This window comes from Variovorax paradoxus, from assembly GCF_024734665.1.
Classification (GTDB): Bacteria; Pseudomonadota; Gammaproteobacteria; order Burkholderiales; family Burkholderiaceae_C; genus Variovorax.
In genome coordinates, this window is sequence record NZ_CP102931.1 from 1,731,001 (window position 1) to 1,746,084 (window position 15,084).

The following is a 15,084-nucleotide window of genomic DNA, read 5'->3' on the forward strand; positions in this document are numbered from 1 at the left end:
GAAAACAAAGGACCGCCAGTGTTCAGCTTCCTGTCTCGCGAGCCGGTGCACGACCCGCTGGTCGCGCCCACGCCCACGGCCGACACCACGGTCAAGACCACCACCTGCTACATGTGCGCCTGCCGCTGCGGCATTCGCGTGCACCTGCGTGAAGGTGAAAAGGGCCCCGAGGTGCGCTACATCGACGGCAACCCGAACCACCCGCTGAACCAGGGCGTGATCTGCGCCAAGGGCTCGTCGGGAATCATGAAGCAGGTGTCGCCCGCGCGCATCACGCAGCCGCTGCTGCGCAAGGCCGGCAGCGAACGCGGGGCCGGCGAGTTCGAGCCCATCAGCTGGGAGCGCGCCTTCGACATGCTCACCGAGCGGCTCGGCAAGATCCGCGCGACCGACCCGAAGAAGTTCGCGCTGTTCACCGGGCGCGACCAGATGCAGGCGCTCACCGGCCTGTTCGCGCGGCAGTTCGGCACGCCCAACTATGCGGCGCACGGCGGCTTCTGCTCGGTCAACATGGCCGCGGGAATGATCTACACCATCGGCGGCAGTTTCTGGGAATTCGGCGGCCCCGACCTGGAGCGCGCCAGGCTGTTCGTGATGATTGGCACGGCCGAAGACCATCACAGCAACCCGATGAAGATCGCGATCAGCAAGTTCAAGCGGGCTGGCGGTCGCTTTATCTCGATCAATCCGGTGCGCACGGGCTACTCGGCGATTGCCGACGAGTGGATTCCGATCAAGCCGGGGACCGATGGCGCACTGTTCATGGCGCTGCTGCATGAGCTGATAGCGAATGAGCTGGTGGACCACGCCTTCCTCAAGCGCTTCACCAACGCACCGCAGCTCGTGGTGCTCGACAACTGCGAGCGCGAAGGGCTGTTTGCCTTCGACCCTGAACGCGGCCCGCCGGGTGATGGCCGCAACCCGCACAACAAGCTGGTGTGGGACAAGGCCAGCGGCACTGTGAAGCCCGCATACCCCGAAGGCATTGCCGACGGCTGCGATCCGGCGCTCGAAGGCCACTACACGCTGGCCGACGGCACGCGCGTCGCGCCTTCTTTCCAGCTGCTGCGCGAGCGCGTGGCGAGCTGCACTCCCGAGTGGGCGCAGGCTATCACCGGCATCGACGCGGCGCGCATCCGCAAGCTGGCGCGCGAGATGGGCGAGACGGCGCTGCAGCAGGCCTTCGAGCTGCCCATTCCGTGGACCGATGCATGGGGCAAGCAGCACCCCACCACACAGGCGCGCCCCGTGGCCTTCCATGCGATGCGCGGGCTGGCGGCGCACTCCAACGGCTTCCAGACGGTGCGTGCGCTGGCGGTGCTGATGAGCGTGCTCGGCACCATCGACGCACCGGGTGGCTTCAGGCACAAGGCACCGTATCCGCGCCACATCGTGCCGAACTACCGGGCCTTCAACGATCCCGGAATGATCCAGCCGAACACGCCGCTCAATGCTGCGCCGCTGGGTTTTCCGGCCAGCCCCGATGAACTGGCGATCAACCCCGACGGCTCGCCGATCCGCATCGACCACGCTTTCTCGTGGGAACACCCGCTGTCGGCGCACGGGCTCATGCACAACGTAATCACCAACGCGGCAAAGGGCGATCCGTACCGCATCGACACGCTGCTGATTTTCATGGCCAACATGGCGTGGAACTCCAGCATGAACACGATGGCAGTGCGGGAGATGCTCAACCGCAAGGACGAGAAGGGCGAGCACATGATCCCCTTCCTCGTGGTGTGCGACGCCTTCCAGAGCGAGACCGTGGCCTTTGCCGACCTGGTGCTGCCCGACACCACGTACCTCGAACGACACGACGTGATGGGCATGCTCGACCGGCCCATTTCCGAATTCGACGGGCCGGTGGATTCGGTGCGCGTGCCGGTGGTGCCACCGACGGGCGAGTGCAAGCCGTTCCAGGAGGTGCTGATCGAGCTGGCCTCGCGGCTGAAGTTTCCGGCCTTCACCACGCCGGAAGGGGGGCGCAAGTTCACGGGCTACCCTGACTTTGTCGTCAACTTCGAGCCGCAGCCGGGCATCGGTTTTCTCATGGGCTGGCGCGGCAAGGACGGCACCGAGCATTTGCGCGGCGCGCCCAATCCGAAGCAGTGGGAGGCCTACGCGCAGAACAACTGCGTGTTCCAGTACCACATGCCCGAGACCATGCACTACATGCGCAACTGGAACCGGGAGTACCTCGACTTTGCAAAAGACAAGGGCTGGCGCCAGCGCAACGACCCGGTGCAGCTGGCGCTGTACTCCGACACGCTGCAGAGCTTTCGCCTCGCGGCACAGGGCAAGAGCCCGGGGCGGCAGCCGCCCGATGCGCTGCGCGAGCGCATCGATAAATACTTCGATCCGCTGCCGTTCTGGTATGCGCCGCTCGAGGAGGCTGCGACCGATCTCGATGCGTACCCGCTCAATGCGCTCACGCAGCGGCCTATGGCGATGTACCACTCGTGGGACTCGCAGAACGCATGGCTGCGACAGATCCACAGCCACAACTACCTGCACGTGAACCCGCTGACTGCGCAGGCCGCGAACATTGCTGATGGCGGCTGGTGCTGGGTCGAGAGCCGCTGGGGCAAGGTGCGCTGCATGCTGCGCTACAGCGAGGCGGTGGAGCCAGGCACGGTGTGGACATGGAACGCAATCGGCAAGGCGGACGGGGCGTGGCAATTGGCGCCGGGCGCGGACGAGGCGCGCAAGGGCTTTCTGCTGAACCACCTGATCAGCGAGGAGCTTCCCTGCGCCGGCACCGCGAGCGGGACCATCAGCAACTCCGACCCGATCACCGGGCAGGCCGGCTGGTACGACGTGCGCGTGCGCATACGGCCGGCCGAACCTGGCGAACCTGAAGAGAGCTACCCGCAGATCGCGAGCATGCCGGCTGTGCCCGGGGTGCTGGGCAAGGCGGCGAGCGTGCTGACTTACTTTGCGGGGAGGGGGAAGAAATGATGCAGTGGTTGAAGGACCTGATGGCGTCGGCTCCGGTCTTGCCCCCTCTCCCGCAAGCGGGAGAGGGCTGGGGTGAGGGCGGCGGCGCTGGAACTGGAAGCCTTGCCGTCATGAAGGCCGCTGCACCCTCACCCCAACCCTCTCCCGCAAGCGGGAGAGGGAGCAACACAGTGCGCGCGGAGCAGGGCGAAACCCTCGCCAAGCAACTCGCCCTTGTCATCGACCTCAACGTCTGCGTCGGCTGCCATGCCTGCGTCACCTCGTGCAAGCAATGGAACACCTCCGGCAGCGCAGGCCCGCTCGCCGACGAGCGCCCCTATGCGGCCAACCCCACCGGCACCTTCTTCAACCGCGTGCAGACCTACGAAGCCGGTGCCTTCCCGGTCACCGAAACCATCCACTTTCCCAAGAGCTGCCTGCACTGCGAAGACCCGCCCTGCGTGCCCGTGTGCCCCACGGGCGCGAGCTACAAGCGCAAGGAAGACGGGATCGTGCTGGTCGACTACGACAAATGCATCGGCTGCAAGTACTGCGCATGGGCCTGCCCCTACGGCGCGCGCGAGCTCGACGAAGAGCGCCAGGTCATGACCAAGTGCACGCTGTGCGTGGACCGCATCTACGACGAGCAACTGCCGAAAGAAGACCGCAAGCCGGCCTGCGTGAAGGCTTGCCCCACGGGGGCGCGGATCTTCGGCGATGTGAAGGACCCGGACTCCGAAGTGTCGAAGGCCATTCGCGAGCGCGGTGGCTACCAGTTGATGCCTGAGTGGGAAACCAGCCCGGCTAATCAATACCTGCCGCGGCACATCACGCAGGCAACGGACGCGCGGGAGTAGCCGGATGCACCCCGCGTTCTCCATTCTTTTCTTCACCACGCTGGCCGGCGCGGCTCAGGGGCTGGTCTTCACGCTCGCACTTGCAGCGCTGTTCGGCCTTGCATTGGCACCCGGCTTCCTGACACTGGCGCTTGGCGTTGCCGAAGTGCTGCTCGCGGCCGGGCTTACCGCATCGTTCATGCACCTGGGCCGCAAGACCCGAGCGTGGCGCGCGGTGCTGATGTGGCGCACCTCGTGGATGTCGCGCGAGGTGATCGTCCTGCCTGCGTTCATCGCGCTGGTGGGGCTGTGGTGGCTGTCGCTGTGGCTGGGTATCGGCGCGCCGTGGTCATGGCTGCTGCCCGTGTTGGTGCTGTGCGGTGCGGTCGCGCTCTGGTGCTGCACCGCGATGATCTATGCCTGCCTGCGCTTCATCGAGGAATGGGCGCATCCACTGACTATCGTCAACTTCACGCTGATCGGGTTGTCGTCGGGGCTGGTGCTGGCCTGTGCGATGGCGGCGCTGGCTGGCGAGGCGCGCTTCGTGCAGGTCTTCGGGCCGTGTGCATTGGTTGCCACGCTGGCAGCGTGGGCCGCGCGCGTGCAGGCGCTACGGCGCAACGCGGGCATCCGCCACAAGTCGACGCTGCAGTCGGCCACCGGTATCCGCACGCAGAAGCTGGTTCAGAAGTCGATGGGCATGTCGGCCGGGTCGTTCAACACGCGCGAGTTCTTTCATGGTGCATCGCTGGCCGCGCTGAAGAACATGAAGCTCGGCTTTCTGCTGCTGGCCTTCGTGTTGCCGGCGTTGCTTTTGGCGTGGGGCCTTGCGAGTGCCGCGGTGTTGCCGTGGTTGCTCGCCGTACTGGTGCAGGCACCGGGCCTGCTGGCCGAGCGCTGGTTCTTCTTCGCGCAGGCGAAGCACCCGCAGAACCTGTACTACCAGGTGGTGTCTTAGCCTTTGAGGTCCGTCGGCAAGGGTTTGCGTCCATCCCCGGGGCCGCGCGCCCGTGGCACGATCCGCGGCCATGAACTTCCGTCAATTGCGCTACTTCTGCGAGGTGGCCGACAGCGGCACCCTCGCGCGTGCCGCCGAGCGCCTGTTCGTTGCGCCCACTGCCATCAGCATGCAGATCGCGCAGCTCGAGGAAGGGCTGGGAGGGATGCTGTTCGATCGAACCGCCAGGCCCATGAAGCTCACCCCGCTGGGGCTGTTCTTCCTGCCGCGGGCGCGCGAGTTGCTGGCAAACGGCCAGCGGCTGGAGGAAGAGACCCGCGACGTGGCCAGCGGAAAGAGCGGCTGGCTCGGCATCGGCTTCGTCCGCTCGCTGCTCAACTCCGTTCTGACGGATGCGGTGCGCGCCTTCCGGCAGAGGCACCCCGATGTAAAGCTCGACTTGGTCGAACTGCTGTCCGAACATCAGCCGGCGCAGTTGCGCAGCGGGCGCATCCACATCGGGCTGTCGCGCTTCGCAGGGCCGCAGGAGCCGCCTGCGGACCTGCGGCATGAACTGCTCTTCGAAGACCCGTTCGTCATCGCGCTTCCTGCAGAGCATCGTGCGGCGAAGCGAGGCAAGGTCTCACTGGCCGAACTCTCGGGACTGCCGCTCATCAGCTATCCGAAGGATCCGCAGAGTTCCTTTGCACAGCACGTCATCGGGCAGCTTCGTGCGTTGGGCATGCAACCGCGCGTGGGGCACGAGGCCATCGAGATCCACACCGCGCTAGGGCTCGTTGCGGCGGGGCTGGGCTATGCGGTCGTCGGCGCCTCGGTGGCGCAGCGCGCGCAGAGCGACGTGGCCTTCGTCAGGCTGCCCGCGCTCAAGGCGCTCACCACGGTTGTGGCCGTGACACGCGTCGACGAAGAAGGCCCGCTGGTCGCCTCCATGCTCACGACGCTGGCGACCGTACGGCAGGCCGCGAAGAAGCTCTGAAAATCTGAAGTTATCTCCAGAAATCGGCACTGTCGTTCAGGAGTTCATCGGGTGATCATCCGCACCCATGAGACAACAACTGCAGAACGAAGCGCTTGAAAGCCTGCGCCAACTGGGCGCCGCCACCGTGTACGAAGCGCAGGGCGCTTGCGGCGCGCTCGACAGCGGCCTGAAGCCGCTCGACCCGGCCAGCCGCCTCGTGGGGCCGGCGCTCACCGTGGACATGCGGCCCGCGGACAACCTCATGCTGCACTACGCGCTGCTCAAGGCGAAGCCGGGCGACGTGCTGGTGGTCGATGCCAAGGGCTTCATGGAGGCCGGCCCCTGGGGCGACGTGCTGACCGAAGCAGCTATGGCACGGGGCGTGGCGGGGCTCGTGCTCCACGGCGCGGTGCGCGATGCCGAGGCCATCGTGCGAATGGGCTTTCCGGTGTTCTGTCGCGGACTGTCGATCAAGGGTACCGGCAAGCACCAGCCCGGGCGCCTCAACGTGCCCGTGTGCATCGGTGACGCGGTGGTCCGGCCGGGAGACATCGTGGTCGGCGACCGCGACGGCCTGGTGATGGTCGAGAGCGATGCCGTTGACCGCGTGCTGGCGAGCGCGCTGGCTCGCGAGGAAAAGGAAGCGGGCTTTCGCCGCGCGATTGCGAACGGAAGCTCCACCGTGGAACTGCTCGGCCTCGGCGAGACGCTGCATCGGCTCGGCCTGCATTGAGTGCGGCCGCGTCGCGGCCTGAACAACAAACATCCAAGAAGAGACAAGACCCATGAACAAGCACAAGCGAATCTTCCTCGGGCTCTGCGCATCCGCCGTCGCGCTGGCCACCACCTTGTCGGCGCCCGCAGCCTTTGCGCAGGCCTACCCGCAGAAGCCAATCCGCCTCATCGTGCCGTGGCCCGCGGGCGGTGCGAGCGACTCCGTGGGGCGCGCGGTGGCCGAGGCACTGCGCGTGCAACTGGGACAATCCGTCATCGTCGACAACATCGCGGGCGCGGGCGGCAACATCGGCACGCAGCAGTTCATTCGCCAGCCGCACGATGGCTACACGCTGCTGCTGGCCACGAGCTCGACCAACTCCGCCAATCCCTACCTCTACAAGCGCACCGGCTTCGACCCGATCAAGGACTTCACGCCGGTCGCGTCGCTGGCCGTCATTCCGAGCGTGATGGTGGTGGCGGCCGCTTCGCCCTACAAGACGCCCGCCGACATCGTGAGCGCTGCCAGGGCCAAGCCGGGCTCGCTTTCGTACGGTTCGGGCGGCGTGGGCAATTCGGCGCATCTGGCGGGCGAGCTCTTCAAGTCGGTGGCTCGCATCGATGCGATTCACGTGCCCTACAAGGGCAGCTCGCCGGCACTGACCGATGTGATGGCGGGGCAAATCGACTACATGCTCGACACCGGCGCGTACGGGCAGATCAAGGGCGGAAAGATCCGCGCCATCGCCGTGGCTTCTGACAAGCGCCATTCCATGCTGCCGGGCGTGCCGACCTTCGACGAACTCGGGATCAAGGGCATGCACATGAATGCCTGGTACGGCCTGGCCGCACCCGCAGGCACGCCGAGCGCGGTGGTCGACCGGCTGAACGCCGCAGTGCAGACGGCTTTCAGGACGGGTGACCTGGGCAAGCGGCTTGCCGACATCGGCGCCGAGGTGCGACCCGGCGATGCCGCAAGCTTTGCCGCGTTCTGGAAATCCGAACTCGACCGCTACGCTGGCCTCGTGAAGCTCACGGGTGCATCATTGGACTGATGACTACAACCATTGCATCGCTCGACGCCGAAGACATCGGGAGAATTGCCGCCGCCTACGAGGCTACGCCCATGTGCGCGCACTGCGCCGTACTGGTCTGCCCGGGTTGGGAGGCGTTTCCGGCTACCGCGGACGAATCGATGCTCCAGCGGCTGGGCAAGGTCAAGCCGCTCGGCGACGGGAGCGACGCGACGCTGGACGAGCATCATCCGTCGGGTACAAGCTACTGGTCGCCGGATGCGCCCATTGCATTGGGTTTTCATCCGTACAACCGCTGCGAGATCTGGGCGTGCAAGGCGTGCGCCAGGCCCTTCCTGCGGTACACCGAATATGGCGGTTACTACGAGGAGCGGCGCATCCGGGAGCTCCGGCATGCGTTGTTGTCGGCCGCGGCCTGAGGAAGACTCCAGCTTGCGTCAGTTCGTACTGGCACGTCGTCGGTCAGGCGGCGTGTTTCATACCGCTCACTTCTTCGGATTCTGCATGCGCGCGATGATCTTGGAGGTCTCGTTGCCTTCCTCGCGGCCGTCCGCGTAGCGGCGCATGTAGTCGAACACCTTGGCTTGCGAAACCTTCACCATCTGGCCGGCGTGCAGGTTCGGCACCTCGACCGGTTCGTTCTTCAGCAGGCCTTCGATGGCGTCACCGTTCCAGCGCGCGACTTCGACCCACATCCATTCGTTGCTGCCGCTGCGCGTGGTGAAGGGCGCCTTCACGAGGATGTATTCACCGGGCTGCAGGCCCTTGGTGAAGGCGTCGCGCAGCTTGGGCAACTGCGCGTTGGCTGCCTTGCTGGCGGCGAGCAGTTCGTCGTTGTGCTTGAGCCGCGTGACGCTGTCTTCGTCGGCACCGAAGACCGAGACCAGCATCGCAGTCTGCTGCGCATAGCGGTCGGGGCCCTTGTAGCGATCGAAGCGGATCTCGTACAGCCGGTTCTGCGGATCGCCGCTTTCCCAGGTGCCGTTGACCAGCGAGAGCCTGGCCACCGCTGCGGCATTGGGCTTCAGGTGCGTGAGCTGTGGGTCGCGCGCGGCGGCGTGCTTGAGTGCGCGCAGGTCCAGGTCGTATTGGCCGGGCTGCGCCAGCGTGGCGCCTTCGACCATCGCCTGCGAGAACATGTTGACGAGGTTGCCCATCGGCCGGTTGCTCGACCACGAGAAATCGCTCACCACCACGTCGGGCAATCCGAACTTCGACATGCCGAGCGTGATGGCTCGCACGAGGTCGCCGCTGCGGTAGGCATGAATGGTCGTGTGCTGCGACATGTCGGGCACGCCGCCGGCCCAGGTGTCGATGCGGCGCTTCTGCCATTCGTCGGGCGCGAAGACCTCGCGCGTTTCTTCGTCCCATAGAAGGCCGTTGGTGTCGCGCGCGACCTGCAGTGTGAGCTGCAAGGCTTTCTGCATGGCGGCCGAAGACTGCTGCGCCGGGTGCGCGAAATCGATGATGAGTGCCTTGTCCGCGGTCTGCAGGGCTTCGGCCTGCTCGCGCGAGATGCCGCGGCCGAAGCGCTGCAGCATCTCCATGCTCGGCGCGCGGTACTCCTTGAGCACCGTGGTGGTGTTCCAGTTCGCGAAGACCACGGGCTCGGTGGCCGTCGCTGGCGTGGGTGCCGCCTTCAACAGCTTGGGGCCGCCACTGAGCTTGGCGAGCCGGCTGCGCAACGCGGCCATCGGGTCGGTGGCCGGGGTCTTGGCGTAGTAGATGGCGAACTGGAAGTGGACCGGGCTGGTCTGCAGCGGCGAGCCTGCGGGCACCGGGGCGCCCGGTACGGCCTTGGCTGCGCTCTGCGCAGTCGCTGGCGCCGCGGTCGCGGTCGGCGTGGCCGCGAAAGCGACGGCACCGGCAGAAGAAAGAATCAGCGCGGCGAGCGCGAGGCGGGGGAAGAAGGCGGTCGTCTTTGGTGAGGGCATGGTCAGGACGTCTTCGTTGCTGCGGATGCCGGCATTCTCCACACGGCCCGGCCTTAGCTTCGCCGGCCCCCCGTCGCGCGAGGCTTGCCCGGCGTGCCGGGCAGCAGGTGGTCGAGCGGCAGCGCCGTTTCCGACTTGATCTCGCGCAGCACGATGCTCGAGCGCACGTGCGTCACGCCGGGCAGGCTGAACAGCACCTCATGAAGGAAGCGCTCGTAGTGCTTCATGTCCGGCACGGTCACGTTGAGGATGTAGTCGGCGGGCCCGGTGGCCGACACGCAGCGAATGATCTGCGGGCTCGCGGCCACGGCCTCTTCGAAGCGCTGCACCATCGCCTCGCTGTGCCGGTCGAGGTTCACCTCGGCCACGGCAGACACGTGCAGGCCCACCAGTTCGGGGTCGACCAACGCCGTGTAGCCGCGGATGACGCCGGCTGTTTCCATGTCTTTGATGCGCTTCCAGCAGGGCGTGGGCGACAGGCCGATGGTGTCTGAAATCTGCTGCACCGTCTGGCGGCCATCATGCTGCAGTGCAGAAAGAATCTTGAGGCAATGCTCGTCAAGGGAAAGAGAATCGACGTTCATGGCAAATTCCGAGAAGATTATTCTTCAAACAAGGGTCTGCGCCAGTGTATTGAAGAAGCACTTCCCTGGTGTGTCGCAGAACAATTCCCGGCATGAACGCCCCACACGACACAGCCGCACTCAGACGGCCCGGCTACCAACTCTCCGACAACCTCTGGGCCCCTTCGGGCTCGGTCTTCATCACCGGCACGCAGGCGCTGATACGCGTGCTGGTGATGCAGGGCCGGCGCGACGCGCAACGCGGCCTGCACACGCAGGGCTTCGTCAGCGGCTATCGCGGCTCGCCGCTGGGCATGGTCGACCAGGCGATCTGGAAGGCCGGTGAGCGGTTCAAGGAAACGGGCATCCGCTTTGTGCCAGCCGTCAATGAAGAACTGGCGGCCACGCAGGTGCTGGGCACGCAGCGCGTCGAGTCGGACCCGGAGCGCACCGTCGAAGGCGTGTTTGCCATGTGGTACGGCAAGGGGCCGGGCGTGGACCGCGCGGGCGATGCGCTCAAGCACGGCAATGCGTATGGCTCGTCGCCGCATGGCGGCGTGCTGGTGGTGGCGGGCGACGACCACGGCTGCGTGTCGTCGTCGATGCCGCACCAGAGCGACCACGCCTTCATGGCCTGGCGCATGCCGGTGATGCAGCCCTCGTGCGTGGCCGAGTACCTGGAGTTCGGCCTGTACGGCTACGAGCTGTCGCGCTACTCGGGTGCCTGGGTCGGCATGGCGGCGCTGTCTGAAGTGGTCGAGAGCGCCGGCACGGTGGACCTGGACGTGATCAACGAGCGCGTCCAGGCCTGGGAAGACGCCGACACCGTGAGCGCCGCTACCGGCCACCACGCGCCGCCTGACGGCTTGCACTACCGCTGGCCCGATCTGCCGTCGCTGCGCATCGAATCGCGGCTCGAAGACAAGCTCGCGGCCGTGGCCGCCTTCACCAAACGCAACAGCATCGACCGCGACGTGATCGTGAGCCCGCACGCGAAGGTGGGCATCGTCACCTGCGGCAAGGCGCATCACGACTTGATGGAAGTGCTGCGCCGGCTCGAACTCTCTCCGGAACAACTGGCCCGCGCCGGTGTGCGGCTCTACAAGATCGGGCTGAGCTTTCCGGTCGAGCAGACGCGCATCAAGGCCTTTGCACAGGGGCTCGAAGAGATTCTCATCGTCGAGGAGAAGGGCGCAGTAGTCGAGACGCAGCTGCGCGACATCTTCTACAACGCGCCAGCAGATGCACGGCCCGTGCTCGTGGGCAAGCACGACCGCGACGGCCAGCCGCTGGTGTCGGCGCTTGGCGAGCTGCGCCCGTCGCGGCTCATAGAGCTGGTCGCGCACTGGCTGGCCGTGCACTTTCCCGACAACCACGACCTGGGCGACCACCTGCAGCACGTGCGCGACTTCACGCCGCCCGAACTGCTCGGCAACGCAAGCGATGCGGTCAAGCGCGTGCCGTATTTCTGCGCAGGCTGCCCGCACAACACCAGCACCAAGGTGCCCGAAGGCTCGACGGCGCGTGCCGGCATCGGCTGCCACTTCATGGCTAACTGGATGGACCGCAGCACGGCAGGGCTGATCCAGATGGGCGGGGAGGGCGTTGACTGGATCTCGCACGCGATGTTCACGAAGACGCCGCATGTGTTCCAGAACCTGGGCGACGGCACGTACTACCACTCGGGCTATCTCGCGATCCGGCAGGCCGTGGCGGCCAAGGCAACGCTCACCTACAAGATCCTGTTCAACGACGCGGTGGCGATGACGGGCGGGCAGCCGGTCGATGGCGTCATCAGCGTGGATGCCATCGCGCGGCAGGTCGAGTCCGAAGGAGTGCGGCAGGTCGTCGTCGTCAGTGACGAAATCGGCAAGTACGACGACATCAGGGACCGCTTTCCGAAAGGCACCGAGTTCCACGACCGCGCCGCGCTCGACGATGTGCAGCGCCGCCTGCGCGAGATGCCTGGCGTGACGGTGCTGATCTACGAACAGACCTGCGCGGCCGAGAAGCGTCGCCGCCGCAAGAAGGGCGAGTTGGCCGACCCGCCCAAGCGCCTGTTCATCAACGAGGCCGTGTGCGAAGGCTGCGGCGACTGCACCGTGCAGAGCAACTGCGTGGCCGTGCTGCCGCACGAAACGCCGATGGGCCGCAAGCGCAAGATCGACCAGACCAGCTGCAACAAGGACTACTCCTGCGCCAAGGGCTTCTGCCCCAGCTTCGTGGGCGTGACGGGCGGCAAGCTGCGCCGCAAGAGTGGCGCACTGGCGGCCGGGCGCGATGCCTTCCTGCATCGGGTGGCTGCATTGCCGCACCCGGCAGAACATGTGTGGACCGGCCCCTACGACCTGCTCGTGACCGGCGTGGGCGGCACCGGCGTGGTGACGGTCGGCGCGGTGATCGCGATGGCCGCGCATCTGGAAGCCAAGGCTGCGAGCGTGCTCGACTTCATGGGCTTCGCGCAGAAGGGCGGCTCGGTGCTGAGCTTCGTGCGGCTGGCCGATTCGCGCGAGCGGCTGCACCAGGTGCGCATCGACACGCAACAGGCCGATGCGATCCTGGCTTGCGATGTGGTCGTGGGTGCGTCAGCCGATGCGCTGCAGACCGTGCGGCACGGGCGCACGCGCGTGCTGGCGAACATCCACGAGATTCCGGTGGCCGAGTCGTTGCGCAATCCGGATGCGGATCTGCATGTGGACTTGCTGCTGGAGAAGATGCGCTTCGTTGCCGGCGAAGAGCAGGTCGAGATTTTCGATGCGCAAAGCCTGGCGGAAGAATTCCTGGGCGACACGCTGGCGGCGAACATCGTCGCGACCGGCTACGCATGGCAGCGCGGGCTGGTGCCGCTGAGCCTGGAGGCGCTGATGCATGCGATCGAGCTGAACGGCGTGGCGGTGGCGGCCAATCAGTCGGCGTTCTCGCTGGGGCGGCTTGCTGCGGGTGACCCTGCGGCGTTGGATCAGTTGCGCGCTGCGCCTGTCGATGCGCATGCATCAACGACCGACGAGCGCCCGCTCGAGACGCTGCTCGCCGATGCGCGCAGCCACCTGACCGGCTACCAGAACGCCGCATGGGCGGCTCGCTTCGAGACGCGCATCCGCAGCCTGCAGGCGCGCGAGGAGGCACTGCCGGGCGGCGATGCGAGCTTGCCTTTCACGCGCAATGCGGCGCGCAGCCTGCTCAAGCTCATGAGCTACAAGGACGAGTACGAGGTGGCGCGCCTGTACACCGATGGCGCGTTCATGCAGAAGCTGAAGGAGCAGTTCGAAGGCGAGTTGAAGCTCGAATTCCACATGGCGCCGCCGCTGGTTTCTCGTGGGGCGCACGGGCAGGCACCCGCCAAGATCCGCATCGGCGGCTGGATGCTGTCTGCGATGCGATGGTTGGCGCTTGGCAAGCGGCTGCGCGGCACGGCTTTCGATCCGTTCGGGCGCACCGGCGAGCGGCGCGCAGAGCGTGAGTTGATCGCGCATTTCGATGGCCTGCTCGAAGCCATGGCTGGTGAGCTGTCGGTCGACAACCAGGCAACGGCTGCGCGCATTGCTGCGTTGCCGCTGTCGATTCGCGGCTTTGGCCACGTCAAGCTTGCGAACCTCGAAGCCGCGAAGCTGCGGGAGGCTGAGTTGCTGCACCGGTTTGCACCGGCGCATTATCCGAAGCCGGAGCGTGCAGTGGAGGCGGGGCAGATCCGGGGGATTGCGATCGTGGCCGGCGCGCGTTGACCCTGGTCGCTCAGCCGACCGCCTTGATGAGCTTGTCGCGTCCTGCCTTCGCCAGCATGGACGCGACGGCGCAAGAGGCGAGTCGTGCGGGCTCGGAATCGGCGCGGCTCGTGAGGATCACCGGCACCTTGGTGCCAAGCACGATGCCCGCTGCATAGGCGCCACCGAGAAAGGTGAGGCTCTTGGCGAGCATGTTGCCCGCGTCCAGGTCGGGCACGATGAGCACGTTGGCGCGGCCCGCAACCGGCGAGGTGATGCCCTTGATGCGCGCGGCCTCGGCGTCGATGGCGTTGTCCATCGCCAGAGGGCCGTCGAGCACCGCGCCGGTGATCTGGCCGCGATCGGCCATCTTGCATAGCACGGCGGCATCGAGCGTTGACGGCACTTTCGGGTTGACGGTTTCCGTTGCCGAGAGCACGGCCACGCGCACCGCCGGCATCTGCAGCGCATGCGCAAGGTCGATGGCGTTCTGCACGATGTCGACCTTCTCTTCGAGCGTGGGCGCGATGTTGATGGCCGCATCCGAAATGATCAGCGGCTGTGCGTGGCCGGGTATGTCCATCACGAAGCAATGACTGATGCGGCGCGAGGTGCGCAGGCCGCCTTCGCGGCGCACGACTGCGCCCATCAGTTCGTCGGTGTGGAGGCTGCCCTTCATCAATGCATCGACCTCGCCGCGCAGTGCCATTGCGACGGCGGCATCGGCTGCGGCATGGCTGTGTGGTGCGTCGACGATGGTGACGTTCGAGATGTCGGCTCCTATCTCGCGCGCCGCGGCTTCGATCTTTGCGCGAGGGCCGACCAGCGTAGGCGCAATGAGGCCCAGTGCCGTTGAGGAGAGTGCTGCTTCGAGCGACACAGCGTTGGCGGGGTGGACCACTGCAACGCGCAACGGAGGCAGGTTGCGCGCGGCTGCGATCAGGCGGTCGTAGTGCGGATGGGCTGCGAGGGTCGAAGACGCCATGCGGGCTCCTGAAGGTGAAGGGGAGGGAGTGTGTTGCCGCAACGGTACTTGAAAAAAAAGTTGATCGAGGCAGTTGACGATTGTGTAAAGACTATTTACAGTCCAAACCCAGTCAACGCCAACAGGACACACATCGTGAAAGCCGCACAGATCCGCATCTACAGCACCTGCCCCGCATCGGGCAATGTGTTCGTGCGTATCGCATCGCATGCCGGCCTCAGCTTTGGTCTGCTGCCGTCGTCGCAACAGCTCGATCAGTCCCCGTATTCCATGCAGAAGCCGCAGACCAATCTGTGGTCGTGCGATTACGAGGATCAGGTGCAACCGGGTGGAGGAAGCGCATAGGCGCAGACCTCCCAAGCTCTCTCGAAAAGAGGCCCGGACACCGCAAGGTTCCGGGCCTCTTTGTTTTTCGCGTCACTCATCTTCTCAAGCAGCGATCGTGCTGCATGACACCGGGCTCC

The 15,084-nt window shown here is 66.1% G+C and carries 12 protein-coding genes; 9 read left to right on the forward strand and 3 right to left on the reverse strand.

Going from position 1 to position 15,084, the window contains the following annotated elements; all coding sequences use genetic code 11:
- Positions 1 to 18: 18 nt before the first annotated feature.
- The 7 genes from NWF24_RS08065 (at position 19) to NWF24_RS08095 (ending at position 7,856) form a co-directional block, all read left to right on the forward strand.
- Positions 19 to 2,958 carry a molybdopterin oxidoreductase family protein gene (locus NWF24_RS08065; RefSeq protein WP_309148865.1) on the forward strand — a complete coding sequence of 980 codons (2,940 nt, stop codon included), beginning with the start codon at positions 19 to 21 and terminating at the stop codon, positions 2,956 to 2,958.
- On the forward strand, positions 2,955 to 3,794 hold the full coding sequence (locus NWF24_RS08070; protein ID WP_258353738.1) for a 4Fe-4S dicluster domain-containing protein: 840 nt from the start codon (positions 2,955 to 2,957) through the stop codon (positions 3,792 to 3,794). The genes NWF24_RS08065 and NWF24_RS08070 overlap by 4 nt, the downstream gene beginning before the upstream one ends.
- 4 nt (positions 3,795 to 3,798) lie before the next feature.
- Positions 3,799 to 4,731 carry a dimethyl sulfoxide reductase anchor subunit family protein gene (locus tag NWF24_RS08075; RefSeq protein ID WP_258353739.1) on the forward strand — a complete coding sequence of 311 codons (933 nt, stop codon included), beginning with the start codon at positions 3,799 to 3,801 and terminating at the stop codon, positions 4,729 to 4,731.
- 70 nt (positions 4,732 to 4,801) lie between these two features.
- Complete coding sequence (locus NWF24_RS08080; protein WP_258353740.1) at positions 4,802 to 5,707, forward strand: LysR family transcriptional regulator; 906 nt, start codon at positions 4,802 to 4,804, stop codon at positions 5,705 to 5,707.
- Between the two features lie 67 nt (positions 5,708 to 5,774).
- Positions 5,775 to 6,422, forward strand: a complete 648-nt coding sequence (locus NWF24_RS08085) for a 4-carboxy-4-hydroxy-2-oxoadipate aldolase/oxaloacetate decarboxylase (RefSeq protein ID WP_258353741.1) — start codon at positions 5,775 to 5,777, stop codon at positions 6,420 to 6,422.
- Between the two features lie 52 nt (positions 6,423 to 6,474).
- Complete coding sequence (locus NWF24_RS08090; RefSeq protein ID WP_258353742.1) at positions 6,475 to 7,458, forward strand: Bug family tripartite tricarboxylate transporter substrate binding protein; 984 nt, start codon at positions 6,475 to 6,477, stop codon at positions 7,456 to 7,458.
- On the forward strand, positions 7,458 to 7,856 hold the full coding sequence (locus NWF24_RS08095; protein ID WP_258353743.1) for a hypothetical protein: 399 nt from the start codon (positions 7,458 to 7,460) through the stop codon (positions 7,854 to 7,856). Before NWF24_RS08090 ends, NWF24_RS08095 begins: the two co-directional genes overlap by 1 nt.
- A gap of 66 nt (positions 7,857 to 7,922) precedes the next feature.
- Here the strand turns inward: NWF24_RS08095 and NWF24_RS08100 are convergent, their stop codons facing one another.
- Positions 7,923 to 9,371, reverse strand: coding sequence for a DUF2314 domain-containing protein (locus NWF24_RS08100; protein ID WP_258353744.1), 1,449 nt, complete (start codon positions 9,369 to 9,371; stop codon positions 7,923 to 7,925).
- Between the two features lie 53 nt (positions 9,372 to 9,424).
- The gene (locus NWF24_RS08105; protein ID WP_093059524.1) at positions 9,425 to 9,955 is read right to left on the reverse strand and encodes an Lrp/AsnC family transcriptional regulator; all 531 of its coding nucleotides are present in this window, start codon (positions 9,953 to 9,955) and stop codon (positions 9,425 to 9,427) included.
- Positions 9,956 to 10,047: 92 nt separating this feature from the next.
- Here NWF24_RS08105 and NWF24_RS08110 point away from each other — a divergent pair, with 92 nt between their 5' ends.
- Positions 10,048 to 13,656 (forward strand): indolepyruvate ferredoxin oxidoreductase family protein, encoded by a 3,609-nt coding sequence (locus tag NWF24_RS08110; protein ID WP_258353745.1) that lies wholly within the window; start codon positions 10,048 to 10,050, stop codon positions 13,654 to 13,656.
- 10 nt (positions 13,657 to 13,666) lie between these two features.
- Here NWF24_RS08110 and NWF24_RS08115 read toward each other — a convergent pair whose 3' ends face one another.
- Positions 13,667 to 14,620, reverse strand: coding sequence for a phosphate acetyltransferase (locus NWF24_RS08115; protein WP_258353746.1), 954 nt, complete (start codon positions 14,618 to 14,620; stop codon positions 13,667 to 13,669).
- 135 nt (positions 14,621 to 14,755) lie between these two features.
- Between NWF24_RS08115 and NWF24_RS08120 the strand changes: the two genes are divergently transcribed.
- The gene (locus NWF24_RS08120) at positions 14,756 to 14,965 is read left to right on the forward strand and encodes a hypothetical protein (protein WP_258353747.1); all 210 of its coding nucleotides are present in this window, start codon (positions 14,756 to 14,758) and stop codon (positions 14,963 to 14,965) included.
- The last annotated feature ends 119 nt before the right edge of the window (positions 14,966 to 15,084 follow it).